Genomic DNA, 25,035 nt, shown 5'->3' on the forward strand with positions numbered 1-25,035 from the left:
ATGAACTATTGATACTGTATATAAATACAGTATTATCACGGGTGAATCTAATATGATGTTTTATCAACCGGTTGAATGGCGAAAGATCGTGTCGATTCCGCTGTTTAGCGACCTTGTTCCCTGCGGCTTTCCCAGCCCCGCGCAGGATTACATTGAGAAGGGGATCGATCTCAATGAGCTTTGTATCAGCCATCCCGCGGCGACCTATTTTGTCATGGCGACGGGCACGTCAATGGTTGATGCCGGCATTTATGAAGGCACACTGCTGGTGGTGGACCGCGGCCTGAAAGCGAAGCATGGTGATATCATCATCGCCTCCGTCGGCGGCGAGTACACGGTTAAACGCCTCTGTACGCACCCCATCATGCAACTCTTGCCGATGAATCCGGATTTTCCACCCATTGTGCTGCACAACGACGGTGAGGCGCTGGAGATTTTTGGTGTCGTTACTTTCAGTATCAACAGGCTCCGCTGATGTTTGCCCTGGTCGATGTGAATTCATTTTATGCCAGCTGTGAAACGGCCTTTCGCCCTGATTTACGCGGGCGTCCGGTGGTGGTGTTGAGCAACAACGATGGCTGCGTCATCGCCAGGAATCACGAGGCTAAACGGCTGGAGATTCCAATGGGCGCACCCTATTTCAAAGTGAAATCACAGTTTGAGCGCCATCAGGTGGCGGTGTTTAGCAGCAACTATGCCCTATATGGCGATATGTCCCGTCGGGTCATGACAATTCTCGAAGAGCTGGCCCCCGCGGTTTATCAATATTCTATTGATGAAGCGTTCGTGAATTTGACCGGGATCCATCGTTCTGAGGAGCTTGAGTCATTTGGTCGCCATGTGCGTAGTACATTACTCCAGTGTACCGGCCTGACGGTGGGGGTGGGGATCGGGCCGACGAAAACGCTGGCTAAGCTGGCTAATTATGCGGCCAAAAGGTGGCCAAAATTCGAGGGCGTGGTCGATCTCTCCTCACCGGTCAGGCAGAAAAAGCTGCTGGAGAAGGTGGTCGTCGGCGAGGTCTGGGGAGTAGGGCGCCGCATCGCGAAAAAGCTCAATGAGATGGGGATCAACACGGCGCTTCAGCTGGCCGAGACGCCCGCTTCGCTTATCCGAAAACATTTCAGCGTCGTGATGGAGCGCACCGTGCGGGAGCTGAGAGGCGAGCCCTGCCTTGAGCAGGAAGAGTATATGCCGACTAAACAGCAAATTATCTGCTCGCGTTCATTCAGTCAGAAGGTGAGCGAATACGAGTCGATGCGCGAAGCCGTATGCAGCCATGCGGTCCGTGCCGCCGAGAAGCTGCGCGCGGAGCATCAGTTCTGCCGCTATGTTTCCGTTTTTGTGAAGACCAGTCCGTTTGCGGGTAATGAAGTCTATTACGGCAATGATGCCGGCACGGAAATCCACATCCCGACCCAGGATAGCCGGGATATCATCGCGGCGGCGCTAAAATGCCTGGACGCCATCTGGCGAGAGGGATACCGATATCAAAAGTGCGGCGTGATGCTGGGCGATTTCTTTAGCCAGGGGGTGGCGCAGTTAGGCCTGTTTGACGACTATCGGCCGCGCGCGAATAGCGAACGGCTGATGACGGTTCTTGATTCTGTTAACCGACGTGAAAAAGGCCGGCTCTGGTTTGCCGGGCAGGGGATAGAGCGCAGCTGGGAGATGAAGCGGCAGATGCTGTCGCCAGCCTACACCACCCGGCTCAGCGATTTGCTGCGGGTGAAACTGTAGGCTGGCATTAAAGGGGGCGACAACCCCTCAGACATATTGCGCGGCGCTTATTGCAGACCCGCCAGTTCATCTGCGGTCAGCGCGAGCGTTTGCGTTGTACCGCTCTCGGCGGATTGCGCTGCCGCTTCCAGCACCGCCATCACGGCGAGCGCCTCTAATGGCGATACCGGATTGTTGATTTTGCCGGTCAGCGCGTCGCGGACGTGAATATAGTACTGGCGCTGATCGCCTCGTGGCGCGCTGATTTCACTGGCGCGCAGGTCTGCGTCAAACACCACCAGGCTATCGTCGTCCGCGCCCCAGCTTTCGCTGCCCGGAACCACGCCCGCCAGCAGTTGGCTCTCCTGCTGGTCAGCGCGTTGTTTGACGGCGCTGCCTTTATCGCCATGGACGGTAAAGCGCGATACGCCACCCGCGACCAGCATGCTGCAGTGCAAAATCACTTTGTGCTGCGGATAGTTCAGCACCACGTGCGCCCAGTCGTTGATCTCCGCGCCTTCACGCAGAGTGGCGATGTTTCCCTGCACCGACTGCGGCAGGCCGAACAGCTGCAGCGCCTGGTCGATCAGATGCGGGCCTAAATCAAACCACAGGCCGCTGCCCGGTACGTTCTGCTCCCGCCAGCGGACGCGTACTTCCGGGCGGAAGCGGTCAAAATGGGATTCAAAATGTTTCACGTTGCCGATGAGCCCCTGTTCGATAACCTGCTTCACTGCCAGATAATCGCTGTCCCAGCGGCGGTTATGGAACACCGACAGCACCCGCTGTTTCTCTTGCGCGAGCGCAATCAGTTCGCGGGCTTCCTGCATATCAAGAGTAAAGGGTTTGTCGACGACGACGTGCTTACCGGCGTTTAAGGCCAGACGGGCAAGCGGAGCATGGGTTGCGTTAGGAGAGGCGATGACCACCAGATCGATATCCGGATGCTGGATGGCCTCTTCAGGCGATGCGATGACGGTGACGTTTGGCAGGTCACGTTTCACTTTCTCTTCATCGCGCGAGGCGACAATCGCCAGATTCAGGCCGTCGACGGACTGGAGCAGCGGAGCATGAAAAGTTTTGCCGACGAAGCCGTAGCCAATCAGGGCAATATTAATGTTCTTACCGTTAGTCATAAGCATCTCCGCGTTCTTAAGCATCAGCGATAGTGAGTTGTATTGAGCCGTTATCCTTCAGTTCTTCCCATGGCCGGTCAAGAAAGAGCTGATGGATGTCGGCGAGTCCGGCAACCAGCCAGGGCTCGCAGTGGTTGAGTTTCATATGATCGGCCACCAGCCAATGTTCCGCGCTGGCCGCCAGCATGGCGCGCTTAACTTCGGCGTCCGCTTCCTGGCTGGCGCTGAGGCCGAGATCGGCATGGAGCGCGCAGGCGCCGAGAATAGCGATATCCGCCCGATAGCGTTCCAGCAGCGAAACCGTAGCGCTACCGGCAAACAGGCGCTGCTGCATATCCCATTTTCCCCCCAGCAAAATAAGCTGAATATCCGGACGCGCGCTGAAGTGCTGGGCGATATCCAAAGAGGTGGTGATAACCGTCATTGGGCCCTGTATCTGAGCGGCGACGGCCAACACGGTACTCCCCGCGTCAAGGAACAGCGTGGATCCGCTGGGGATTTTCTCCGCCACCATTTTACCTAAGCGCTGCTTGATATCCGGTAGCAGCGTATTCCTGTTCTGGCGATTCATGCTGGAGAGATTGAGCGCGATAGCGCCGCCGTGGTTTTTCTGGGCCAGCCCCTGTTTCTCGAGGTCGCTGAGATCGCGGCGCAGCGTATCTGCAGAAACTTGCAGGTTATCGACCAGCTCACTGATCGTGACCTGGCCTTTTTCGCTAAGAATATCAATTAGATATTTCTGTCTGGCCGTTTTGTGCATAATCTAAACCCGCAAAATGCTGCAATAAATCGCATAATACAGCATTTTGCGCAAAAAGAAATGCGCCGAACGTGATGCCCCACAGAAGGTGACGTTTTGTTGAATGCTTTCGCGGGATGGTTTGCCACTCTCCCATTTCTCCGCAGGGGAGTCCGCCCCTCTGCCAGCCAATAACCGCTGAGAGGAGCAACAAGGCAAGCTATGAATAGTCTAAAATGACACCGAAAAATAACTTGAGTTAATGAGTGTGTTTAGATGAAAATTCAATTCAGCCGTAATAGCGTGGGTTTTTACGATGCTTGATCGTAAGCCAGCTTTAGTGGCGACGCTCCGGCGAGCATAAATATATCCATATGAATGATATAACGTTTTTGCAATATCTCTTTTTTAGTCAAGGCGAGGGAGGGTAATCCACAACGGGGCGGGTCGATTTTAATTAGCCGGGGCTGATTCGCCGCGCCAGAACGCTATTTCTGCTTAAATTTAGTGGGGCGCCAGTTCTCAGGTCGAAAAATAATGTTTATTTATATCGTGTTTTGTAAAACGACGATAGCGGTACTCTGCGTATCGTTAGCTGTCTGGATAATACTTGATTTACTTTCTTCAGCAGGCTAAGTCGATGTTGAATATCGTCATTAAAAATAATAATCAGTTTTTTAATTTAGGATTGCACTTTATATTACAGGGCCTCTTCCCGGAGTACGCATTATCTACGCAATGTGCCACATCGCTTAATGAACGGATCGTGCAGGATGCTGATGTGGTCGTGCTGGATTTATGCCGCGGAGCAGAATTCGTATGTCATCCCGAGTTGTTAAATCGGAAACCGGGATTGCTGATTGGTTTGGTTGCCAGGCGAAACCGACGGGGAAGAGCCGCTTTGCCGCTCTGTCTGAAAGAGATCGTCTTTGTTGGGCGCGATGAGAAAATCTCTCAGGTTATGGCGAAAATTAAACTCTCATGGATTCTGCCTCCACCGTCAGCGGAAGAAAAATCGGTGTTGCGATGCGAGCGTTGCCCGCAGAGGAAACTATCCCCACAGCAGCGAATTATCGCGGCGGCAATCTATCAGGGGTTAACGGTGAACGCGATTGCCCGAAAACTTTCGCTTTGCAATAAAACGGTTTTTGCACACAAGCGCCTGATTATGTCTAAATTTCATCTACGCAACGATTTAGACCTGCTGCTATTGCTGCGCTATCTGAATAGCGCTAAAGGTCACGGTTAAACTTGCAAAGCGGCAATATCGCTCTATTCTTATTTTGCTTACTAAAATGGAGGAAAAAAGCATGTGTACTCATTTGCATGACAACGCTCGTCAATACGCAGAAGAGAAAAAATGAACGGCTCCTGCTAGCCTGCCCTCCCGTCAGCCCAGCGTCTGGCGGCGGCTAATAATGCAGGTTAGACACAGTATTGCAAAGTACATCCACAACCCGCCGCCGGCGGGTTCTTTTTTCAGACTCCTCGCTTTTCGCCAGTGAATTCAGCAGCATGCCCTGATTAGCTCTTGCGTAACCGTCGCGTAAGGCTAGACTACGGAAATGTGCATGAGTTAACGGAGGTCCAGTGGACGCCATTAAGGGATCGGAACTGAACGTGCCGGATGCCGTTTTTGCATGGGTGTTCGACGGGCAGGGCGGCGTAAAGCCGTTGGTCGATAGTGACACCATTGATAAAGAGCATCCTTGCTGGCTGCATCTCAACTATACCCATGTTGATAGCGCGGAATGGCTGGCATCAACGCCGCTGCTGCCCAATAACGTGCGCGATGCGCTGGCCGGCGAGAGCACTCGCCCGCGAGTGACGAGAATTGGCGATGGGGCATTAATCACGCTGCGCTGTATTAACGGCAGTACCGATGAGCGCCCGGACCAGCTGGTCGCGATGCGTCTTTATATGGACGAGCGTTTGATTGTCTCCACCCGGCAGCGCAAAGTCCTGGCGCTGGATGATGTGCTCGGCGATTTGCGTGAGGGCAACGGCCCGATTGACGGCGGCGGCTGGCTGGTGGATGTTTGCGATGCGCTAACCGATCACGCCAGCGAGTTTATCGAGCAGCTTCACGACCGGATTATCGATCTGGAAGATGATTTATTGGATCAGCAGGTCCCACCGCGCGGTTTCCTCGCGCTGTTACGTAAACAGCTTATCGTCATGCGCCGCTATATGGCGCCGCAGCGTGATGTGTATGCAAGGCTTGCCAGCGAGCGTCTGCCGTGGATGACGGACGACCATCGGCGACGGATGCAGGATATTGCCGAACGTCTGGGGCGAGGTCTGGATGAGATTGATAGCTGCATCGCCCGCACGGCGATTATGAGCGATGAAATCGCGCAAATTATGCAGGAGTCGCTATCACGTAGAACCTATACGATGTCGCTGATGGCCATGGTTTTTCTACCCAGCACTTTTTTAACCGGACTCTTTGGCGTCAACCTCGGCGGCATTCCCGGCAATAGCTGGCATATGGGTTTTTCTATTTTCTGCATAATGTTAGTCGTTCTCATTGGGGGTGTTACATGGTGGTTGCATCGTAGTAAATGGTTGTAAAGAATCGCCTTTTGGCGCGGTGATGATGATGAAAACCCGGCAATGTTTGAGCGAAATCAATAAACCGTCTACCCATTCAGGGCAATATCTCTCTCGCAGGTGAATGCAACGTCAAGCGATGGGCGTTGCGCTCCATATTGTCTTACTTCCTTTTTTGAATTACTGCATAGCACAATTGATTCGTACGACGCCGACTTTAATGAGTCGGCTTTTTTTTTGCGCTCTGTTTCTCAGCTTCTACGCTTAACTGGTGTACCCGCCCATAACCGGGAGTCAATATGCCTATTCATCCGCTGAACTCAATCCCCATTCCGCCGGAACCTAACGATCCCGTACCGGTCCACGATCCTAAACCCCGCCCGCGCCCGTTACCCGACCCACCGCCTGACGATGAGCCGATTAAATTGTCGCATCGGGAGCGGAGATCTGCGACGATACGCGCCAGCAGATTGTCCGCCCCTAAATGTAATGCGAGAAATAATTGTGACCGCTTTTTCAACTCTGAATGTTTTGCCCGCCGCCCAGCTCACTAATCTGAATGAACTAGGGTATCTTTCGATGACCCCAGTTCAGGCGGCGGCTTTGCCGGCGATTCTTGCGGGTAAAGATGTCCGCGTGCAGGCAAAAACCGGCAGCGGTAAAACGGCGGCATTCGGCCTCGGGTTGCTCCAGCACGTTGACGCCTCGCTGTTCCAGACGCAGTCGCTGGTGCTGTGTCCGACCCGCGAACTGGCGGATCAGGTCGCCGGTGAGCTGCGTCGCCTGGCGCGCTTTCTGGCAAATATTAAAATTTTAACCCTCTGCGGCGGCCAGCCTTTTGGCGCCCAGCGCGACTCGCTACAGCACGCGCCGCATATTATCGTCGCCACGCCGGGGCGCTTGCTCGATCACCTGCAAAAGGGCACCGTGTCGTTGAACGCGCTACAAACCCTGGTGATGGACGAAGCGGACCGCATGCTGGATATGGGGTTTAGCGACGCCATTGATGAAGTGATCCGCTTTGCGCCGGCTTCGCGCCAGACGCTGCTGTTTTCCGCCACCTGGCCGGAAGCGATCGCGGCGATTAGCGGCCGCGTGCAGAACAACCCGCAGACCATTGAAATTGATGCTGTTGATGCGCTGCCGGCTATCGAACAGCAGTTTTTTGAAACTTCGCAACACGGTAAAATCACGCTGTTGCAAAAGCTGCTGAGCCAGCATCAGCCCGCTTCCTGCGTGGTGTTCTGCAATACCAAAAAGGATTGTCAAGCTGTCTGCGATTCGCTAAACGCCGCCGGACAGAGCGCTCTGTCGCTGCACGGCGATCTTGAACAGCGCGACCGCGACCAGACGCTGGTGCGCTTTGCTAACGGGAGTTCGCGCGTGCTGGTGGCGACCGACGTTGCCGCCCGCGGGTTAGATATTAAGTCGCTCGAGCTGGTGGTGAACTATGAGCTGGCCTGGGACCCGGAGGTTCACGTGCACCGCATTGGTCGTACCGCTCGCGCCGGTGAAAGCGGTCTGGCGATTAGCCTCTGCGCACCGGAAGAGGCGCAGCGCGCGAATATTCTTGCCGAAATGCTGCAAATGAAGCTCAACTGGATGAACGGGCCGACGAATAGCACTGTTGTGCCGCTGCAGGCAGAGATGGCCACGCTGTGCATTGATGGCGGTAAAAAAGCGAAGATGCGCGCGGGCGATGTGTTGGGGGCGTTGACCGGTGATATCGGCCTTGATGGCGCGGACATCGGCAAGATTGCCGTTCATCCGGCGCATGTCTACGTAGCCGTGCGCCAGGGCGTAGCGCATAAAGCGTTTAAGCAGCTGCAAAACGGGAAGATTAAAGGTAAGGCCTGCCGGGTTCGTTTGCTGAAATAAGCGCGACAAAGGCGTCTCAGGCGCGCGCCTGAGACGCAAGACGTTATTTTACTTCCACCACGTTCAGGCGCAGTTCATCCAGCTGCGCGTCATCCTCTTCCGGCTGCCAGCCGGCCGGCTGCATTGGGATCTCTTCACGATCGAACGCCAGGTCGCCGCCGTCAATCACCGCAGAACCGTGATGAATGCCTTTAAAATCGAACAGGTTAACGTCGCTAAGATGGGAAGGCACCACGTTCTGCATCGCGCTAAACATGGTTTCGATGCGCCCAGGATAGCGTTTATCCCAGTCGCGTAGCATATCGGCAATCACCTGGCGCTGGAGGTTGGGCTGCGAACCGCACAGGTTGCACGGAATGATCGGAAAACCTTTCGCCTGGGAGAAGCGCTCAATATCTTTTTCCCGGCAGTAGGCCAGTGGACGAATCACGATATGTTTACCGTCGTCGCTCATCAGCTTCGGCGGCATACCTTTCATCTTCCCGCCGTAGAACATGTTCAGGAACAGGGTCTGCAGGATATCGTCGCGGTGGTGGCCCAGGGCGATTTTGGTTGCGCCTAGCTCAGAAGCGGTGCGGTAAAGAATGCCGCGGCGCAGACGGGAGCAGAGCGAGCAGGTGGTTTTACCTTCCGGAATTTTTTCTTTAACGATGCCGTAGGTATTTTCTTCAACAATCTTATATTCCACGCCCAGCTGCTCAAGATATTCCGGCAGAATATGCTCCGGGAAGCCCGGCTGTTTTTGATCGAGGTTGACCGCCACCAGTGAGAAAGAGATTGGCGCGCTTTTTTGCAAATTGCGCAAAATCTCCAGCATGGTGTAGCTATCTTTACCGCCGGAGAGGCAAACCATGATGCGGTCGCCTTCTTCAATCATATTAAAATCGGCGATCGCCTCGCCGACGTTACGGCGCAGGCGCTTCTGCAATTTGTCGAGGTTGTATTTTTCTTTCTTGCTAATTTCTTGATTTTGCAGCATTTAATAATGGCTCAATTCATAATGTGGCATCAGAAGCGCACGCGTTCTGCCAGCATGGTTGTGGCATTCTGCTGGTGCGTAGCATGTGGCGTGTATGGTACGGATTAGCGAAGGGAATGTCAGCACATTTAAGGTTAAATAAGCCCGGCGGGGGAAAAGACAAAAAGCCCGCACGGCGGCGGGCAGAGTCGGTTTAACGCACAACCAGCACCGAACATTCCGCATGACGGACAACGGCGGCGGCGTTAGAGCCCAGCAGGTAGGTGGTGATATCGGGACGGTGCGAAGAGATAATCACCAGGTCCGCGGGGAGAGACTTCGCCATAGCAAGGATTTTATCTTTCGGCGAGCCCTCTGAAACGTGAAAATGGATACGGTCTTCGGGGATATTAAACTTTTTCACAATCTCTTTGAGCCGCGATTCCGATTCGGCTTTGAGGTCATCCATCGCCGGCAGCTCTGCGGTGTAGGCCATTCCCAGCGAAGCGTAATAGGGAAGGGAGGGAATGACGGTCAGGAAATGCACCTCGGCATCATCGATTCTGGCTTCAGCTTCAACATGCTTGATAACGCGATCGGTTAATTCTGTATCAGAAATATCGATGGGCACAAGAATCATTCTGTTCATAAAACCTCCTGTTTAAGTAACCACTTAAAGTGTAGGTCATCCAGACGATTATTGTACATTGCGCGCAATCACACTTTCGTCATCAGGCGCAGCGGCGTTCGGTAAATTTTCCTTTAATGACGCCATCGTAAAAACGGCCTTTAGAAACCACCAGCAGAAAGTCGCGGAAAATGCGCGGCGGGACACCGATATACTGCAGCGTTTGGTTATCGCGAAAGCGGATTTCAAGAATGCCGGCGGATTCATCATAGGCGACGGAGGTGATTCGGGATGATGTTACGGGGTGATGGTGCATGGCGGGCGTCCTCTTACGGCTACGGCAATTCTAGGGAGCAATATATCATTTAACGGACGATTATTTTAAGGTAATCGATATATTGTTTTGCTTTGAATGCAGTCGATCGCCGGGAGGGGAAGACAAAGCCCGCCGTTGCCAGCGGGCCCGGACATTAGAACTGGTAAACCAGACCTAACGCGACGACGTCATCCGTAGAGATGCCGTTGTTAGAATAGAAGCTATCGTCTTCATCCAGCAGGTTGATTTTGTAATCAACGTAGGTAGACATATTACGGTTGAAGTAATAAGTCGCGCCAATGTCGACATATTTAACCAGATCTTTGTCACCGGTATTTCCTGCCGGGTTAGCAGCATTGCCCTGCATAACCAAATCCTTACCCTTAGACTGCAGGTAGGAGATAGCCGGACGCAGACCGAAATCGAACTGGTATTGAGCCGTCACTTCAAAGTTTTGCGTTTTGTTGGCAATAGTATCGCTGTTATTACCATATGGGGTCATATTACGGGTTTCTGAATACATGGTTGCCAGGTAGATATTGTTGGCATCATATTTCAAACCTGCGGTCCAGGCATCGGCTTTATCGCCACCGGCTGTAGAATAATGGGTCTGCTCATTGGTACGGTCAGAAGAACTATAGGCCGCTGCGATGCTCACGCCCATACCCAGATCGTAGGAGGAGGAGAGGCCAAATCCGTCACCGTTAGAGTTTTTGACGTTGCGACCATTATTGTTGGCGGTGCCTTCTTGATTTTCATCACCGGACTGATTTTCATTTTTACCCTGATACTGCAGGGCGAAGTTCAGGCCGTTAACCAGACCGAAGAAGTCATTGTTACGGTAGGTTGCAACGCCGTTAGCGCGGCCGGTCATAAAGTTATCGGCCTGGGTGTAGGAGTCGCCGCCGAATTCTGGCAGCATATCGGTCCAGCCTTCTACGTCGTACAGTACGCCGTAATTACGGCCATAGTCGAATGAACCGTAGTTAGCGAATTTCAGACCAGCAAATGCCAGACGGGTCCAGGCCTGGTTGTCAGCGCCTTCGGTATTGTTCGCCTGAACGTTATATTCCCACTGACCGTAGCCGGTCAGCTGATCGTTAATCTGGGTTTCGCCTTTGAAGCCAAGACGGACGTAGGATTGATCGCCATCTTTCGATGAATCATCGGAGAAATAATGCAGACCGTCTACCTTGCCATAGAGATCCAGTTTATTTCCGTCTTTATTATAAATTTCAGCAGAATGAGCAGCGCCAGCAGCTAATAATGCCGGAATAACGAGGGCCAGTACTTTTCTTTTCATTTGGACAATCCTTTAACGGTTTTTGTTTTAGCTTCCTCCTGGGAAGTGAACTCATGCTAAAGGAGCAAATAGAGATATGGTAAGTATCAATTGTTACGATATGAGTAAAATCTAAAATAAATAATTCAGATGAAATGATGATAATTATAATGAATGATTTGGTGGGAAATATACAAAATAAAAATTATACATATCGATTTTAGTATCGTATTATCCGCTCGTTATATGCCTTTTATTGTCATTCAAGAATTTATATTACCCTCCGTTCCTGAGAATGGTTTTTATTGAGCGGTAAAGCGACAAGCCCGAATGAATATTCGGGCTTTTTTTATGCGCTGATAAAAACGGCAGCGAATTAGCTTTCGCTGGTGGGTTTTTCCGCCTTACCGGCCAGCTGCGCCAGGAAGTCATAGCGTTTTTGTAGATCCGCGGTCGCATCTTTCCATAGCTGCTCCGCAACTTCCGGCTGCTGCGCGTTCAGGCGACGGAAGCGCTGTTCGTTCAGGAGCGTTTCCGCCAGCGCGTCTGACGGCGGACGGGAGTCCAGCGCCAGCGGAAGTTTACCTTCATCGGCACGACGCGGGTCAAAGCGATACAGCGGCCAGAACCCGGTCGCGGTCAGCTGGCGCATCTGATCGTGGCTTAGCGCCAGATCGTAACCGTGTTCTTCGCAAGGACTGTAGGCAATAATCAGCGACGGCCCCGGATACGCTTCCGCTTCCTGAATCGCTTTTACCGTTTGGTTGAGCTGCGCGCCAAGGGAAATCTGCGCCACATAAACATGACCGTACATCATCATGCTGACCCCAAGGTCTTTGCGCGCCTTGCGCTTGCCGTGCTCGCCAAATTTAGTCACCGCACCCAGCGGGGTAGCCTTCGATGCCTGGCCGCCGGTGTTGGAATAACACTGGGTATCGAGCACCAGAATATTGACGTTTTCGGTCAGGCTCAGCACGTGGTCGAGACCGCCGAAGCCGATATCGTAGGCCCAGCCGTCGCCGCCGATCAGCCAGATAGATTTCTCGACCAGCGCGTCGGCGTCGATTAACAGTTCCTTCGCACCTTCTTCATTTGCCAGCACCTTGCGCAGCTCGGCCACCTGTTGGCGGCGTACCTCAGGCGTTGCCTCCGCGTGCAGCGCATCGTTAAGTTCGGGCGGAAGTTTATCGGCGAACTGCGATAGCAGACGCATGACGCGCTGACGATGCTGATCGACGGTAAGGCGGAAGCCAAGGCCAAATTCGGCATTATCCTCGAACAGCGAGTTGGCCCACGCCGGCCCGCGGCCGTTGGCATCGGTGGTGTACGGCGTGGAAGGGAGATTGCCGCCGTAAATCGATGAACAGCCGGTGGCGTTGGCGATCAGCATCCGGTCGCCGTAGAGCTGAGTCAGTAGCTTGATATACGGCGTTTCGCCGCAGCCGGAGCAGGCGCCGGAGTATTCGAACAGCGGACTGATCAGCTGCGAAGTGCGGATATCGATACGTTCCAGCTTGCTGCGGTCCATTTCCGGCAGATTAAGGAAGTAGTCATAGTTCACTTTCTCTTCTTCGACATGTTCAAGGCGCGACATCATATTGATGGCCTTGATCTCTGGGTTCTGCCGATCTTTTGCCGGACAAACCTCGACGCACAGATTACAGCCGGTGCAATCTTCCGGCGCGACCTGCAGAACGTATTTCTGGCCGCGCATATCGCGGGATTTAACGTCCAGGGAGTGCAGACTGGACGGGGCGCTTTCCATCGCGTCCGGGGAGACCACTTTCGCGCGGATTGCCGAGTGCGGGCAGGCGGCAACGCAGTGGTTGCACTGGGTGCAAAGCTCTTCCTTCCAGATAGGGATCTCTTCAGCGATATTGCGTTTTTCCCAGCGGGTGGTGCCCATTGGCCAGGTACCGTCCGGCGGCAGGGCGGAAACCGGCAGCGCATCGCCGAGTCCGGCCAGCATGGCGGCGGTCACGGTTTTGACGAAATCCGGCGCGGCGTCGGAGACGACCGGCGGGCGGTTCGGGCTGTTGGCATCGACCTGCTGTAACGGCACTTCCGCCAGCGACTCGCGGGCCAGGGCCAGCGCCTGCCAGTTGCGTTCGACCAGTTCCTGGCCTTTACTGCTGTAGCTTTTCGCAATCGCGCCCTGCAGTTCCGCCAGCGCGCTATCGCCCGGCAGGATCTGCGTCAGATGGAAAAACGCCATCTGCATAACGGTGTTGATGCGCGCGCCAAGGCTGCACTCGCGGGCGATTTTGGCCGCGTTAACGATATAAAACCGCGCTTTTTTCTGATTCAGCGTGGCCTGGACTTCCTGCGGCAGGCGCGACCAGACTTCTTCGGCGCTGTATGGGGTATTGAGCAGGAAAATACCGCCGGGCTTCAGGCGCTCAACCATCTGATACTTGTCGATAAACTGTAGCTGGTGGCAGCCGACGAAATCGGCCTGCGAAATAAGATAGGAAGAACGAATCGGCTTCTCGCTGACGCGCAGGTGAGAGACCGTCAGGCCGCCGGCTTTTTTCGAGTCATAGACGAAATAGCCCTGCGAGAACCATGGCGTCGAGTTACCGATAATCTTGATATTGTTTTTGGTGGCCGAGACGCTGCCGTCGCTGCCGAGGCCGTAGAACAGGGCTTCCAGCTTCGCCTCCGACGGTAGGGTATTTTCTACCAGCGGCAGGGAAAGGTTGGTGACGTCATCGTAGATGCCAACGGTAAAGCGCGGCTTGGGTTTGGCGGCGCTCAGTTCGTTGAAAATCGCCAGCACGCACTCCGGTCCGAACTCTTTTGATGAGAGACCGTAGCGGCCGCCAATGGTACGCGGCAGCGTTTCCCGCTCGCCGCGGTTAAAGGCTTCCGCCATCGCGGTCATCACGTCGAGATACAGCGGTTCAGCCAGGGCGCCCGGTTCTTTGGTGCGATCGAGGACCGCCACGGCGCGGGCGCTTTCCGGCAGAACGTCCAGCAGGTGCGCGGCGGAGAAGGGCCGGTAAAGGCGAACTTTCAGCACGCCGACTTTTTCTCCGCGGCTCAGCAGTTCATCAACCACTTCCTCACAGGTGCCGATTGCGGAGCCCATAATCACGATAACGCGCTCGGCCTGCGGATGTCCGTAGAACTCAAACGGTTTGTACTGACGCCCGGTGGCGGCGGCAAAATCGTTCATCGCCGTTTCAACGTGTTCGTAAACCGCGTCGTACCATGGGTTAGTCGCTTCACGCGACTGGAAGTAGGTGTCCGGATTAGCTGAGGTTCCGCGGATTACCGGATGTTCGGGATTCAGGGCGCGCTGGCGATGTTCATCGATTTTATCCTGCGGCAGCAGGCTGAGAAGGGTATCGTCCGCCAGCGGGGCGATTTTGTTGATTTCGTGCGAGGTGCGGAAACCATCGAAGAAATGTATAAATGGCACCCGGCTTTGCAGCGTAGCGATATGCGAAATCAGCGCAAAATCCTGGGCTTCCTGGACGCTGCTGGCGCAGAGCATCGCGCAGCCGGTCTGGCGCACGGCCATGACGTCCGAGTGATCGCCAAAGATAGAGAGCGCGTGGGTTGCCACGGTGCGTGCGGCGACGTGCAGCACAAACGGCATCAGCTGACCGGCGAGTTTGTACAGCGTCGGGATCATCAGCAGTAAACCCTGCGATGAAGTAAAAGAGGTCGAGAGAGCGCCGGTTTGCAGCGCGCCGTGTACGGCGCCAATGGCCCCGGCTTCCGACTGCATTTCGACGACGCGGGGAACATCGCCCCAGACGTTCTTCAGCCCGTTGCCGGCCCAGGCGTCCGCCTGCTCCGCCATGGTGGAGCTGGGCGTAATCGGGTAGATGGCGATAACTTCACTGGTGCGAAACGCGACTGAAGCAACCGCGCCATTACCGTCGATAGTGATCATATCAATACTCACATTGCTAAATGTTTGATAAAAATGTTTTTATGCCCATTGATACCTTCTGAGCACTCGCTTATCTATTCTGCATTCTGCGCAACCGCTATCGGCGCGATTTCACCGGTAGCGTAAAAGTTCGTTTCTCCCTGCATGGTTACCGGCAGGGGGACCGGGTTTGCGAATTACTGTCTAAGTATAGACCCCGGAGGAACATGATTTTTTGATCTCCAGTAGCGACAAAATCCATAGTTCAGATAAATTAATTCAACGTATTACATAGGTGTCCACGTATGAACGACACCCTACACCAAAATCAATGGCGTCATTTTTCCATAAGTAGCAGTGTTGCGGTTCCGCTGCGACGAAGGAGCCGCAGCAGACCGTTTTTTATTACCTATAGGTAATTTAATTGGGTTTTGCTATATTTTAGATACCTGATGGTAAATGGCGTTAGAATCTTTGCGATGGATAAATACGAAATCAGACGGCAGCGCTTGCTCTATATCCGCGATAATTTATGCGGCGGCAAAGCCGTTGATGTGGCCCGAACCCTTGGCCGGGAGCCTTCTTACGTCTCAAGAATGCTCTACCCCGAAGGCAAAAAGCAAAAGAAAAGGATAGCTGACGAGATGGTCGAACTTATTGAATCTTCGTTCAATCTTCCCCGCGGATGGATGGACGGTATCACCGGGAATATTGATATTGAGCGAGAACCGGTAGAGGATTCGCCACAGATGCCATATGTCATTGAGGTTCTGGATGCCCAGGCCAGCGCCGGGCCGGGCTGCATTGTCTCCAGCGAGGTTGATGAAACGGTCAGCAGTATCACCTATGACTCTGCCGGCGCGCTGCGGCTTTTTGGTAACAGGCCCGCAGAGCATATCAAGGTGATCACCGTATCCGGCGATAGCATGTCCGGCACCATTGAGACCGGTGACTACATTTTTGTCGATGTCTCGAAAGACTACTTTGAAGGCGACGGCATTTACGTCTTTTCCTTTAAAGGCGCGGTGCTGGTGAAGCGCCTTCAGTTCACGGCGGATGGCCTGCTTGTTCACTCGGATAACAGTAAATATGCAGACTGGACGATTGGCGAAAGCCATGAACAGTATCTGAAGATCATTGGTCGCGTGATTTATAGCCACAGCGTTAAACGCTTCGTTTAAAGGCGTGCATTGCCACGCAGGTCGCCATTCGTACTGAGTTCAGCCGATAAGTTTTAACCCGGTATGCCGCGTGTAAGCCGGGCATACCTGCGTCTTTTCCCGCATAACCCTGCCACACCCTGTTCAGCGCGCTCCCTCGGCCTTTCCGGCTCTTAATGGTGTCGCTGGGCAACAGGTTAAAAAATATCTCTCATTTTTCAATGGATTGCGATTTATTCGCCATAAAGTATACCCATGGGTATTTATTTTTAAGTTACCTTAAGGTATTCTTTTTTCATCAACCTGATGTACAGCACCATCTTGATGATGAAATACAACGATTCCGTACGGAATCTACGTGGCTGAAAGGCCAGCGCCATGACGCAATGTGCTTTGGGGTATAGCCATTAAGGGTACATACCGCCAAAGCTCATTAAAGGAGACCGCAATGTCCCGTAAAACCGCGTTTAATGGCTCCGCCGCCGGCCGACGCCGCGCGCAGCGAGCCCACTTACAAAATCCGCAAACCCTCAGTTCCGATCTCATCCACCGGCCCACGCCTTCCCGCGCTCAGATTCAGGCAAAGGGAGGACACCACACGCCCAGCCGTATTGAGGATGCTTTGCCGATTAAATTTGTTGCGCAGGATATTTTCTGGCAGCGCGAGGAATATAAACGACAGATTGTGCGAGCGACCGTTATTTATCAGCACGAGTTTGCACACGATTATATAGAACCAGGCAGCTATCTCTGTCAGAGGGCAATTTATGCGCTTGGTTTGCAAAGAAGAAAGAAAGTAACGGCGAGGTAACGCCTCAGTGCCAGGAAAAATGACCCTGCGCTTCGTTATTTACCATCATTATTCATAGTGAAAGAAGGGAGGGTATATGTCCGATCCTGTTTCCGGTACGTCGATAATTGTTGCGGGTGGATTAATGGGCGCCGGTATGTTTGGCCTGGTGACAGGTATTGATTATGGCGTTGTATTTGGCGCGTTTGCTGGCGCGGTATTTTATGTGGCGACGGCGGTTAATATAACGCGTTTTAGACTAGTGGCCTATTTTATGACGTCCTTCATTGTTGGTGTCCTGGGCGCCGGGCTAATTGGGACAAAGTTGGCTATCTGGACAGGATATAGTGATAGACCGTTAGATGCGTTAGGTGCCGTACTGATATCGGCGCTGATTATTAAGATACTTACCTTTCTGAATAATCAGGATCTCAGCGACCTGTATAAAATACTCACCCGCAACAACAGTGGGCGCCCGAATGGAAAATGATCTTCCCGCGCTGGTAAACGCAACGCTCTGCGCTTTTATTACCCTAAGCTTGATGTTTTATCGGCGCGTCCGGCACCGAAGGTATCGACCATGGATATCGTATACGGCATATTTGCTGGTCATCACTTATGCCAGCATACCGTTTCGTTATCTCTTCGGCTTGTATACCTCGACCCACTGGTTGGTTGTTACCGTGAATTTTTTTGTCTTTATTGCCGTGTTCCTGGTGAGAGGGAATATCGCGCATTTAATCGATAAATGAGGAATAGATGAATAAAGATGAGATTTTTAATGCCATTCTGGAAAAGGAGGGCGGTTATGTAAATCATGCTGATGATAGCGGTGGGCCGACAAACTGGGGGATTACTCAAGTCACCGCGCGGGCTCATGGTTATGATGGCGATATGCAAAAACTGACGCGCCAGCAGGCGCTGGATATTCTCAACGCTGACTACTGGATTGCGCCCCGGTTCGATCATGTTGCTGAAATATCTACCGCGATCGCTGAAAAACTGTGTGATGCCGGGGTTAATATGGGGCCTGTTCTACCCGGTAAATGGCTTCAACGCTGGTTAAATGCGTTTAATCATCGTGGGGCATTTTATCCGGATCTTATGATCGATGGTGTAATAGGGCCCAGAACTTTAAATGCCTTGAGCCATTATCTTATTCGCAGAGGAAACGAAGGAGAGCTTGTACTGTTACGGGCATTAAACTGTAGTCAAGGGCAGTATTATCTGGAGCTGGCTGAAAGAAATGATGCCAATGAATCGTTTATCTATGGCTGGTTGCGAACGCGAGTATCTATGTAGTTTCTGTTTTATTAATCTAATCATTTCAGTAATCGAAATCTGGAGAAATTTAATATGTATACATCTAATGATTTAACCCTCTCAATGCTTTCTGGAATGAGCGTGACGGGTAATTAAGTTAAATGAATTGCAATCAGGTGTTAATGGAGTAATCCAAGTGGAAGTGCTGGATAAATATATTCAGCTATTCATACCGTAAGTAATTAAATCATCGATAAGGAATATAGAAATGGTTGACCAAAAAAGTAATGCGCAAGTTTTAAATGGCGTTAACGACGATATTTCAGAAATGAAATCATTGACCACATTGCGTAAACGTGTGGTGACAGATGGTGAAGTCGTTTCTAAATCGCAGAACGCGTTCCGCCTGGCAGGTAGCAAAACGGGAGTCGTCTTGCGCAATGACGGGAATGATTTTCACACCCTCGTCACCCCTGAAGGGCAGGCGCAAGACGGGCAATGGAATACCCTTCGCCCATTATCCTTTAACCTCAAAACCGGGCGCGTTGCTCTTCGTAATGGCGTGGATATTTCAGGTGGGGCTATGGTTTCTCACAATGCGGGAGTTTTTACCACATTGACCGGGCCAGATGCGCTTATTAACGGTCAAACCTATGACTCTGCCCCTATGTATACCGATTTCAAGACTGGCAGCGTCGTTACAAGAATGCTTATGGGGGCTCGGGTTAACGCCGGTCATGATGATTACGGATTACTTTCATACCGTGACTGGCATGGAAAGTGGAATGAGCTTCGCGTCCGTCCTAACAATGAACTTGATGCGGGTCAGTATGTTAAACGCAATTCAGACGGATGGTTTGTCGCGAAAGGTTATCGCCAGATAGATAACAACGCAGCCAGAATAACGAACGGTTTATGCATTCAGGGGGCAGGAGATTTATCCGCAGACCTCTATCACTCGGAACGTATTGGCCAGCATCATTTTCTCGGCCTACATGTGGCCAACGGTGGCGCGCAGGGCTGGTACGAGTTCCGTAATGATGGTCATGCCTATACTAATGGCGCCTGGCACAGCAGTTCTGACGCACGCATGAAAACCCAGGTTGAAAAAATCGATAATGCGTTTGAAAAACTGAATCGCATCAGTGGTTACACCTACCTGAAGCAGGGGGTTAGCGAAGCTGGCGTTATCGCGCAAGAGGTGGAGGCTGTTCTACCTCAAACCGTCTCTCGGACTGAAGTGATTTTAAACGATGGCCGTGTGCTGAAGGATGCCCTCAGCCTAAATATTAACGGGGTAGTAGCCCTGCTTGTTGAAGCGCTTAAAGAAGAACATCAGGCGTTGATTCAGGAGCAGGAAGCGAGACAGTCATTTGAGCAACGTCTTGCAGCGCTTGAAGAACGTGTAGGCCGGGAGGGCTGATTCATGGAAGAGTTTGATAATAATGATGCGCCGCCGGTGACGAAGAATTTCCGTCTGCCCGCTGAAGAAAACGGGACGGGCCTTCGGGTTACCTCCTCGGTGAAAAAACCGATTAAGGCTGAACACTATGACAACTGAACTAAATGGTCCGGGGCCTATTGCCGGGGAATATAAAGGTGGCAGTAGCGATAATCTTAATGAACAGAGTGATAATTCGACTCCGGGGGGGAGCAATAACGGTAATTCAGGTAATCATGACTCGAATACGGCCCCATTATCCGCGGCAGATAAACAGATTGCTGCCGTAAAAAGCGACCCAAAAGTGCGCCAGAGACTGGCGGATTTAATTAAAGGGGCAAAAGCGATTAATCCGAACGCGCACCTTTTTACCAGTGAGCTTTCGCAAAGCGGTATGCTGACTATTGGAATCGATGGTTTAACGGTTGATCAAACTTTCGCACTTGGTCTGCGTGGAATTATTACCATCACTGGCACTGATGGCCCTCATTCCTTTGGCAGTTTTGATACCGGACATAAAATCGGGGATTTCGATAGCACGCCGGGCGGCAATAATGGCAGTGCAGAAAATCTGGCTGAAAACAAGACGTCACTTGCAGCCTACGCCTCTGTCATGCAGGGGGATATCCCCAAAGGATTCTGGGTTGATAATGAAAGAATCATGACTGAAGTCATTGTGATATTCGAAATTAACGGTGGAGGAAAAGGAAACGACCGTACGGGTTTCAGAAAGGAAAAGGTAGAAGTTAAGTCTCTGACTGAAGCATTTAAAACATGGAAGAAAATCAAAGACGAGATTGCAGACGAGGCCCGTAAAGCAGAAGAGGCTCATAAAGCAGAGGAAGCTCGTAAGACCCTATTTGACAAAGTTGGAATTCAGGACACGCCTGTTTACACACCGGAAATGGTGAAATATGCAAATGCTCAACTGGCGGCAGCCGTAGCAACGGTCCTTAACAGAGCACCGTCCGGGATACAGCTGTCCGGTGTAGGTAAGGGGGTCGTTACTGCGCTCAGCGAGTGGGCGGGTTCGATAGCAAGCGCACTATGGCGGGGAGCTGTCGGGGTGGCTGAAATCGCCACTGCCAGTACCGCTGGTCCCATGGTAGCTGCGGCATCGACAATATTTTTCTCACCACCCGCAGGAGGCGGTAATGATAGTAAAGTCCCTGGACGTGATATTGATATGATGGCTGCCCAGGCCCGCCTGTTTACGGCCGGTAAGGTGAATATCGAACCAGGGATGAAAATGGTTGACCTGCCGGTACGCGGATTTATTACCACGGAGGATAACGAACGACAGTCGGTGATGCTGGTGAAAACCGGTTCCGGCAGCGTGTCCGCCACTGTACCGGTACTGAGTGGCGTGCGTGACAAGACCACAGGGCTTGATAAAATTACTGTACCAGCCGTGGCGGGCGCCCCGTCGCGGACCATCCTGGTGAATCCAGTGCCGGTCGGGCCCGCAGCCCCGCCTCACACCGGTAACAGTACGCCGGTACCGGTGACCCCGGTACATACTGGAACGGAGGTGAAGCAGGCGGACAGTATTGTTACGACCACGTTCCCGGTCGCAGACCTACCGCCGCTGCAGGACTTCATCTACTGGCAACCTGATGCGACAGGAACCGGCGTTGAGCCGATCTATGTGATGCTGAACGGGCCTTATGGCGAGACCAATGCTAAAGGGGAATACAGTCATCGTCCGTACAACACCGAAAAGGCAGGCGGCCCCGTTGAGAATCTGGACTGGAAGGCGGCAACCATTGACCGTGCAGGCATTGATAAAGTGAAACTACATACAGGTCGGTTTGCTGAGTCAGATGCTAATAAAGTGATGATTGCCAGGCTAGAAAAAATCCTAAAAGGTGAGCTACAGGCTACTGATACCGATAAGAGATACTACACGCATGAGATCAGAGAACTGGAGCGTTACAGACAGCTTGGAATTAAAGATAGTGCTCTCCCAGCTAATGAGGCTGAGGTATGGAATAATACACATACAGCCACTCTGGAGGACTATAAATTAGGTAATAGCGAAACTCTTTTATATACACCAGAAGCGCTGAAAGCAGCAGAAGAACAAGACTTAAGGGGGGTAAAGTGATTGATTTTGAACGTATAGTAGCAGAGCAAACGCTCGAGGATATTATTCTCTTCTTAACAAGGAGTGAGAATGGCTTTGGTTATCCTCAAATGGATCGTTTTTTCAGTCGTTATAAGTTTTCAGTAATAGAAAGTGGGGAGTTTATGAGGACCTTTGAACAGATGCGTCAAAAAGGAATGGTCGAATGGGGCGAAAAAATGCTTGTCAAAAAAGGTCTCAATTGGCAAGAGCCAAAATTCGTGACTGAAAAGAAATACGGTATTCAATAACTTTCATATTTGAAGTACTGCCAGCACATTCCCTGCTGGCTTTTTTATGTTTGACTGTGACGAATACCAGCCGCTTAGAGTTAGTCAGCTCTGAAGGTTGTCGCTGATAGGAATGACAGTGATTTGGATGCTCACCAGTGAGTCGAAGATGCTAAGATTGAGCGCACAGGAAATAATCATGCACAACAAAGCACTACATCTTTTTGTCGGGCAACTATTGCCTCATTATGATGCTTTTCAGTCGTACAGAGATGAATGTGCTTATGCTGAGAGGCTTCTGACGCCAAAAAATTTGCTAATAAATGTTAATACAGCGCATAAATACGTACTTCGCCTCTCGACGCGGCGCGCTGAGCTGCCTATTATCCTTAGGCTTGTTCATTTTAAGATGTATCTGAGGGGGAGAGAAGATGCGAGCTGCGTTTTTAGTGGGATGTGCTGCGCTGTTACTGTCGGCGTGTAGTAGTCATGACGAGCCTGTTCAGCAGGCGACGGCGGCGCACGTGTCGCCCGGGATGCGCGCCGCGATGAGCAGCTCCGGCCAGGCAAACTGCGCCATGGTTGGCGGCTCGTTATCGGTAGCCCGCCAGCTTGATGGCTCCGCTATCGGCATGTGCGCCTTGCCGAACGGCAAGCGCTGCAGCGAGCAGGCGCTGGCAGGCGGAAGCTGCGGTAACTATTAATTCATCAGGTCGGCGAGCTTATATACCAGCGTCTGGTCGGCGGTCGCCAGCGTCAGCTGCGTTTCCGTCAGGTCGACCTGCGCGCCTTCGCGCAGCATTTTGCTCAGCGTGGCGTCCAGCGTATTCAGCTGCGGGTCCGTGCAAAGCATGCGGGTCATCGCCAGCTCTTCAACCTTCAGCTCGCCGTCGGAAACTTTGCCCGTGCCGCTGAAGCGGTTGCACATATTGCCTGAAACATACATCTTGCCCGTAATAGGCATCTTTTCGCCGAAGCTCAGCTCCTGCGGCTTGTCCGCGGCATTCAGCGGCTGCCCGTTAACGCTGGTCAGCACAAACCGATGGTGCTGAAGCTGTTCCGCCCTGGTCGAAACCTTGCTGTTATAAACGCAGCCCGATAGCAACATTCCCACCGCCAGCAGCGCAGCATACTTGTTCATTTAATCTCCATAAATATTTATCGTATTAATAAATGAAGGGGATTGTAACTTTATCGCAGGCGATTTCTGTGAGGATTATCTGAATGTGCCCCCCGCCATGGGGGAGCACAAAAGGGAAAGGAATATCAGACCAGCGCGTTAGGGCAGGCGTCGCCAGCAGCCACCTGACGCAGATTGTCGAGGGTGGTTTGCGAAATGCTGATCAACGCTTCCGCGGTCAGAAACGCCTGGTGACCGGTAAACAGGACGTTGTGGCAGGCGGAGAGGCGACGGAACACATCATCCTGAATCACGTCATTAGACTTGTCTTCAAAGAAAAGATCGCGTTCGTTCTCATACACGTCCATCCCCAGCGCGCCAATTTTCTGGTGCTTCAGGGCGTCGATCGCCGCCTGCGAATCGATGAGCGCGCCACGGCTGGTATTGATGATCATCACCCCGTCTTTCATTCGCTCGAACGCGGCATGGTTCAGCAAATGGTAGTTTTCATCGGTCAGCGGACAGTGCAGGGAGATAACATCGGACTCTCTGTACAGCGTTTCAAGATCGACATACTCCACGCCCATATCCAGCGCGGCGGCGCTTGGGTAAGGATCAAACGCCAGCAGGCGCATACCGAAGCCTTTAAGAATGCGCAGCGCGGCGACGCCGATTTTCCCGGTGCCGATAACGCCGGCGGTTTTGCCGTGCATGGTGAAACCGGTCAGCCCTTCCAGAGAGAAGTTAGCGTCGCGGGTACGCTGATAGGCGCGGTGAATGCGGCGGTTCAGCGACATCATCATGCCGATAGCGTGTTCGGCGACCGCTTCCGGCGAGTAGGCCGGGACGCGCACCACGCGCAGGCCCAGCTCTTTGGCGGCATCGAGGTCAACGTTGTTGAACCCGGCGCAGCGCAGCGCGATGTACTTCACGCCGTGGGCTTTCAGTTCTTCAAGTACCGGGCGGCTACCGTCATCGTTCACGAAAATGCATACCGCTTCGCAGCCGTTGGCGGTTTTGGCGGTCTTTTCGGTTAGCAGGAAATCAAAAAATTCCAGTTCAAAGCCATATGCATCATTAACATGCTGCAGATACTTCTTGTCGTACTGTTTTGTACTATACACAGCGATTTTCATAAGACTTTTCTCCAGTGATAATACCGTCACGGTAGCATAATTAAAATAATCTTACAAATGTTAAAAACTAGTTTAATCAGCAGGTTATAGTAATAATTCTAGAGCATATCGCGGTGTTAAGAAATCTCTTTAAAAGACAATACCTTTCATCAAAAGCTGAGGCTTAACGCCCCTGGCGCCAGCAGGATCAGCGGCCAGAGCAGCCCGGAGCTGACGTTGGCGAGCTGAAAATACCAGAAAGAGGTGCCGCTGGCGCCGGTTACCAGCGGCACGGTGGCGCGCAGCGGAGAAAGAAAGCGGCTAAAAAAGAGCGCCCACGCGCCGTGGCGGCGCAGAAACAGCTGGCCGCGAGCGAGGCGCTCGGCATTGAGCCAGCGGATACGATACAGATGGCGCCGATAGCGGCGGCCCGTCAGCCATGAGAGCCAGAATCCGCCGATAGCGCCGAGGCTGGCGCTCATCCACATTAACAGGAAATGCCCCGGGCTGGCCGATGCCAGCGCGCCGAACAGCAGCAGCCCCGAGGTGCCCGGGATCAGCAGCGAGATGACGGCGCAGGATTTAGCGAACGTCAGCAGGAAAACCATCAGCAAAACCAATGAATAGCGGCCCTGAGCGTATTCCATCAGCGAGATAATTAAGTCCACAGCCTCATCCGTTTACGTTCGCAGGTATAAA

Annotated in this window: 25 protein-coding genes and 1 pseudogene; 16 read left to right on the forward strand and 10 right to left on the reverse strand. The window is 52.6% G+C overall.

Annotated features, from left to right (window positions below; all coding sequences use genetic code 11):
- Positions 1-52: 52 nt before the first annotated feature.
- Together umuD and umuC are read left to right on the forward strand one after the other, a co-directional pair.
- A complete protein-coding gene (gene umuD / locus CMQ96_RS18490) occupies positions 53-475 on the forward strand; it encodes a translesion error-prone DNA polymerase V autoproteolytic subunit (RefSeq protein ID WP_004139203.1) in 423 nt (140 codons plus the stop codon).
- Positions 475-1,740 (forward strand): translesion error-prone DNA polymerase V subunit UmuC, encoded by a 1,266-nt coding sequence (gene umuC / locus CMQ96_RS18495; protein WP_004139201.1) that lies wholly within the window; start codon positions 475-477, stop codon positions 1,738-1,740. The genes umuD and umuC overlap by 1 nt, the downstream gene beginning before the upstream one ends.
- A gap of 47 nt (positions 1,741-1,787) precedes the next feature.
- On the opposite strand, the gene CMQ96_RS18500 is transcribed toward umuC, so the two are convergent.
- A complete protein-coding gene (locus CMQ96_RS18500; RefSeq protein ID WP_004139200.1) occupies positions 1,788-2,879 on the reverse strand; it encodes an oxidoreductase in 1,092 nt (363 codons plus the stop codon).
- On the reverse strand, positions 2,872-3,615 hold the full coding sequence (locus CMQ96_RS18505) for a DeoR/GlpR family DNA-binding transcription regulator (protein ID WP_064342564.1): 744 nt from the start codon (positions 3,613-3,615) through the stop codon (positions 2,872-2,874). Before CMQ96_RS18505 ends, CMQ96_RS18500 begins: the two co-directional genes overlap by 8 nt.
- Before the next feature lie 619 nt (positions 3,616-4,234).
- Here CMQ96_RS18505 and CMQ96_RS18510 point away from each other — a divergent pair.
- From CMQ96_RS18510 to dbpA, 4 genes and pseudogenes are all read left to right on the forward strand, one after another.
- Entirely contained in the window at positions 4,235-4,843 is a 609-nt protein-coding gene (locus tag CMQ96_RS18510; protein ID WP_098067181.1) for a helix-turn-helix transcriptional regulator, read from the forward strand.
- A gap of 341 nt (positions 4,844-5,184) precedes the next feature.
- Entirely contained in the window at positions 5,185-6,168 is a 984-nt protein-coding gene (gene zntB, locus CMQ96_RS18515) for a zinc transporter ZntB (RefSeq protein WP_004139195.1), read from the forward strand.
- Between the two features lie 278 nt (positions 6,169-6,446).
- A pseudogene (locus CMQ96_RS29015) lies at positions 6,447-6,611 on the forward strand (hypothetical protein); the annotation flags it as partial.
- A gap of 40 nt (positions 6,612-6,651) precedes the next feature.
- Positions 6,652-8,025 carry an ATP-dependent RNA helicase DbpA gene (dbpA, locus tag CMQ96_RS18525; protein ID WP_098067133.1) on the forward strand — a complete coding sequence of 458 codons (1,374 nt, stop codon included), beginning with the start codon at positions 6,652-6,654 and terminating at the stop codon, positions 8,023-8,025.
- A 43-nt stretch (positions 8,026-8,068) separates the two neighbouring features.
- Here the strand turns inward: dbpA and ttcA are convergent, their stop codons facing one another.
- The 5 genes from ttcA to nifJ all read right to left on the reverse strand — a co-directional run bounded on the left by ttcA (position 8,069) and on the right by nifJ (position 15,113).
- The gene (gene ttcA, locus CMQ96_RS18530) at positions 8,069-9,004 is read right to left on the reverse strand and encodes a tRNA 2-thiocytidine(32) synthetase TtcA (protein ID WP_004139190.1); all 936 of its coding nucleotides are present in this window, start codon (positions 9,002-9,004) and stop codon (positions 8,069-8,071) included.
- 193 nt (positions 9,005-9,197) lie between these two features.
- The gene (gene uspF, locus CMQ96_RS18535; RefSeq protein ID WP_004121089.1) at positions 9,198-9,632 is read right to left on the reverse strand and encodes a universal stress protein UspF; all 435 of its coding nucleotides are present in this window, start codon (positions 9,630-9,632) and stop codon (positions 9,198-9,200) included.
- Positions 9,633-9,714: 82 nt separating this feature from the next.
- Complete coding sequence (locus tag CMQ96_RS18540) at positions 9,715-9,927, reverse strand: KTSC domain-containing protein (protein WP_004139189.1); 213 nt, start codon at positions 9,925-9,927, stop codon at positions 9,715-9,717.
- A gap of 154 nt (positions 9,928-10,081) precedes the next feature.
- Positions 10,082-11,230, reverse strand: coding sequence for a porin OmpC (gene ompC, locus CMQ96_RS18545; RefSeq protein ID WP_098067134.1), 1,149 nt, complete (start codon positions 11,228-11,230; stop codon positions 10,082-10,084).
- A 355-nt stretch (positions 11,231-11,585) separates the two neighbouring features.
- On the reverse strand, positions 11,586-15,113 hold the full coding sequence (gene nifJ, locus CMQ96_RS18550; RefSeq protein ID WP_004139184.1) for a pyruvate:ferredoxin (flavodoxin) oxidoreductase: 3,528 nt from the start codon (positions 15,111-15,113) through the stop codon (positions 11,586-11,588).
- 458 nt (positions 15,114-15,571) lie between these two features.
- Between nifJ and CMQ96_RS18555 the strand changes: the two genes are divergently transcribed.
- The 10 genes from CMQ96_RS18555 to CMQ96_RS18595 all read left to right on the forward strand — a co-directional run bounded on the left by CMQ96_RS18555 (position 15,572) and on the right by CMQ96_RS18595 (position 22,805).
- Complete coding sequence (locus tag CMQ96_RS18555) at positions 15,572-16,273, forward strand: S24 family peptidase (protein ID WP_049090298.1); 702 nt, start codon at positions 15,572-15,574, stop codon at positions 16,271-16,273.
- A gap of 427 nt (positions 16,274-16,700) precedes the next feature.
- Entirely contained in the window at positions 16,701-17,063 is a 363-nt protein-coding gene (locus tag CMQ96_RS18560) for a hypothetical protein (protein WP_004139179.1), read from the forward strand.
- Between the two features lie 76 nt (positions 17,064-17,139).
- Positions 17,140-17,532 carry a phage holin family protein gene (locus CMQ96_RS18565; RefSeq protein WP_004139178.1) on the forward strand — a complete coding sequence of 131 codons (393 nt, stop codon included), beginning with the start codon at positions 17,140-17,142 and terminating at the stop codon, positions 17,530-17,532.
- A complete protein-coding gene (locus CMQ96_RS18570) occupies positions 17,522-17,794 on the forward strand; it encodes a phage holin family protein (protein WP_024358358.1) in 273 nt (90 codons plus the stop codon). The genes CMQ96_RS18565 and CMQ96_RS18570 overlap by 11 nt, the downstream gene beginning before the upstream one ends.
- Before the next feature lie 7 nt (positions 17,795-17,801).
- Positions 17,802-18,344 carry a glycoside hydrolase family 108 protein gene (locus CMQ96_RS18575; protein ID WP_064410614.1) on the forward strand — a complete coding sequence of 181 codons (543 nt, stop codon included), beginning with the start codon at positions 17,802-17,804 and terminating at the stop codon, positions 18,342-18,344.
- A 229-nt stretch (positions 18,345-18,573) separates the two neighbouring features.
- Positions 18,574-19,728 carry a tail fiber domain-containing protein gene (locus CMQ96_RS18580; protein WP_098067135.1) on the forward strand — a complete coding sequence of 385 codons (1,155 nt, stop codon included), beginning with the start codon at positions 18,574-18,576 and terminating at the stop codon, positions 19,726-19,728.
- A gap of 3 nt (positions 19,729-19,731) precedes the next feature.
- A complete protein-coding gene (locus tag CMQ96_RS28910) occupies positions 19,732-19,866 on the forward strand; it encodes a hypothetical protein (RefSeq protein WP_255256991.1) in 135 nt (44 codons plus the stop codon).
- Entirely contained in the window at positions 19,856-21,853 is a 1,998-nt protein-coding gene (locus tag CMQ96_RS18585) for an S-type pyocin domain-containing protein (protein ID WP_255256992.1), read from the forward strand. The genes CMQ96_RS28910 and CMQ96_RS18585 overlap by 11 nt, the downstream gene beginning before the upstream one ends.
- Positions 21,850-22,122, forward strand: a complete 273-nt coding sequence (locus CMQ96_RS18590; RefSeq protein ID WP_024358354.1) for a hypothetical protein — start codon at positions 21,850-21,852, stop codon at positions 22,120-22,122. The genes CMQ96_RS18585 and CMQ96_RS18590 overlap by 4 nt, the downstream gene beginning before the upstream one ends.
- Before the next feature lie 410 nt (positions 22,123-22,532).
- The gene (locus CMQ96_RS18595; RefSeq protein ID WP_024358353.1) at positions 22,533-22,805 is read left to right on the forward strand and encodes a DUF333 domain-containing protein; all 273 of its coding nucleotides are present in this window, start codon (positions 22,533-22,535) and stop codon (positions 22,803-22,805) included.
- Here CMQ96_RS18595 and hslJ read toward each other — a convergent pair.
- The 3 genes from hslJ to CMQ96_RS18610 form a co-directional block, all read right to left on the reverse strand.
- Positions 22,802-23,242, reverse strand: a complete 441-nt coding sequence (hslJ, locus tag CMQ96_RS18600) for a heat shock protein HslJ (RefSeq protein ID WP_004139159.1) — start codon at positions 23,240-23,242, stop codon at positions 22,802-22,804. The two genes, CMQ96_RS18595 and hslJ, sit on opposite strands and share 4 nt — an antisense overlap.
- A 125-nt stretch (positions 23,243-23,367) precedes the next feature.
- Positions 23,368-24,357 carry a 2-hydroxyacid dehydrogenase gene (locus CMQ96_RS18605; protein ID WP_004139156.1) on the reverse strand — a complete coding sequence of 330 codons (990 nt, stop codon included), beginning with the start codon at positions 24,355-24,357 and terminating at the stop codon, positions 23,368-23,370.
- A 149-nt stretch (positions 24,358-24,506) separates the two neighbouring features.
- Positions 24,507-25,004, reverse strand: a complete 498-nt coding sequence (locus CMQ96_RS18610; RefSeq protein WP_049130350.1) for a DedA family protein — start codon at positions 25,002-25,004, stop codon at positions 24,507-24,509.
- Positions 25,005-25,035 lie beyond the last annotated feature (31 nt).

Origin of the sequence: Klebsiella sp. MBT K-1, assembly GCF_002556465.1 — a bacterium.
Taxonomy (GTDB): domain Bacteria; phylum Pseudomonadota; class Gammaproteobacteria; order Enterobacterales; family Enterobacteriaceae; genus Klebsiella; species Klebsiella grimontii.

What these genes read in the sequence shown, in the direction of transcription:
- CMQ96_RS28910 (WP_255256991.1), top strand. Translation starts at nt 19,732, where the DNA reads ATGGAAGAGTTTGATAATAATGATGCGCCGCCGGTGACGAAGAATTTC.
- ttcA (WP_004139190.1), bottom strand. Translation starts at nt 9,004, where the DNA reads ATGCTGCAAAATCAAGAAATTAGCAAGAAAGAAAAATACAACCTCGAC.
- CMQ96_RS18580 (WP_098067135.1), top strand. Translation starts at nt 18,574, where the DNA reads ATGGTTGACCAAAAAAGTAATGCGCAAGTTTTAAATGGCGTTAACGAC.
- CMQ96_RS18560 (WP_004139179.1), top strand. Translation starts at nt 16,701, where the DNA reads ATGTCCCGTAAAACCGCGTTTAATGGCTCCGCCGCCGGCCGACGCCGC.
- ompC (WP_098067134.1), bottom strand. Translation starts at nt 11,230, where the DNA reads ATGAAAAGAAAAGTACTGGCCCTCGTTATTCCGGCATTATTAGCTGCT.
- umuC (WP_004139201.1), top strand. Translation starts at nt 475, where the DNA reads ATGTTTGCCCTGGTCGATGTGAATTCATTTTATGCCAGCTGTGAAACG.
- CMQ96_RS18540 (WP_004139189.1), bottom strand. Translation starts at nt 9,927, where the DNA reads ATGCACCATCACCCCGTAACATCATCCCGAATCACCTCCGTCGCCTAT.
- umuD (WP_004139203.1), top strand. Translation starts at nt 53, where the DNA reads ATGATGTTTTATCAACCGGTTGAATGGCGAAAGATCGTGTCGATTCCG.
- CMQ96_RS18510 (WP_098067181.1), top strand. Translation starts at nt 4,235, where the DNA reads ATGTTGAATATCGTCATTAAAAATAATAATCAGTTTTTTAATTTAGGA.
- CMQ96_RS18570 (WP_024358358.1), top strand. Translation starts at nt 17,522, where the DNA reads ATGGAAAATGATCTTCCCGCGCTGGTAAACGCAACGCTCTGCGCTTTT.
- CMQ96_RS18575 (WP_064410614.1), top strand. Translation starts at nt 17,802, where the DNA reads ATGAATAAAGATGAGATTTTTAATGCCATTCTGGAAAAGGAGGGCGGT.
- uspF (WP_004121089.1), bottom strand. Translation starts at nt 9,632, where the DNA reads ATGAACAGAATGATTCTTGTGCCCATCGATATTTCTGATACAGAATTA.
- CMQ96_RS18555 (WP_049090298.1), top strand. Translation starts at nt 15,572, where the DNA reads ATGGATAAATACGAAATCAGACGGCAGCGCTTGCTCTATATCCGCGAT.
- CMQ96_RS18585 (WP_255256992.1), top strand. Translation starts at nt 19,856, where the DNA reads ATGACAACTGAACTAAATGGTCCGGGGCCTATTGCCGGGGAATATAAA.
- CMQ96_RS18565 (WP_004139178.1), top strand. Translation starts at nt 17,140, where the DNA reads ATGTCCGATCCTGTTTCCGGTACGTCGATAATTGTTGCGGGTGGATTA.
- CMQ96_RS18505 (WP_064342564.1), bottom strand. Translation starts at nt 3,615, where the DNA reads ATGCACAAAACGGCCAGACAGAAATATCTAATTGATATTCTTAGCGAA.
- CMQ96_RS18605 (WP_004139156.1), bottom strand. Translation starts at nt 24,357, where the DNA reads ATGAAAATCGCTGTGTATAGTACAAAACAGTACGACAAGAAGTATCTG.
- CMQ96_RS18595 (WP_024358353.1), top strand. Translation starts at nt 22,533, where the DNA reads ATGCGAGCTGCGTTTTTAGTGGGATGTGCTGCGCTGTTACTGTCGGCG.
- CMQ96_RS18500 (WP_004139200.1), bottom strand. Translation starts at nt 2,879, where the DNA reads ATGCTTAAGAACGCGGAGATGCTTATGACTAACGGTAAGAACATTAAT.
- nifJ (WP_004139184.1), bottom strand. Translation starts at nt 15,113, where the DNA reads ATGATCACTATCGACGGTAATGGCGCGGTTGCTTCAGTCGCGTTTCGC.
- hslJ (WP_004139159.1), bottom strand. Translation starts at nt 23,242, where the DNA reads ATGAACAAGTATGCTGCGCTGCTGGCGGTGGGAATGTTGCTATCGGGC.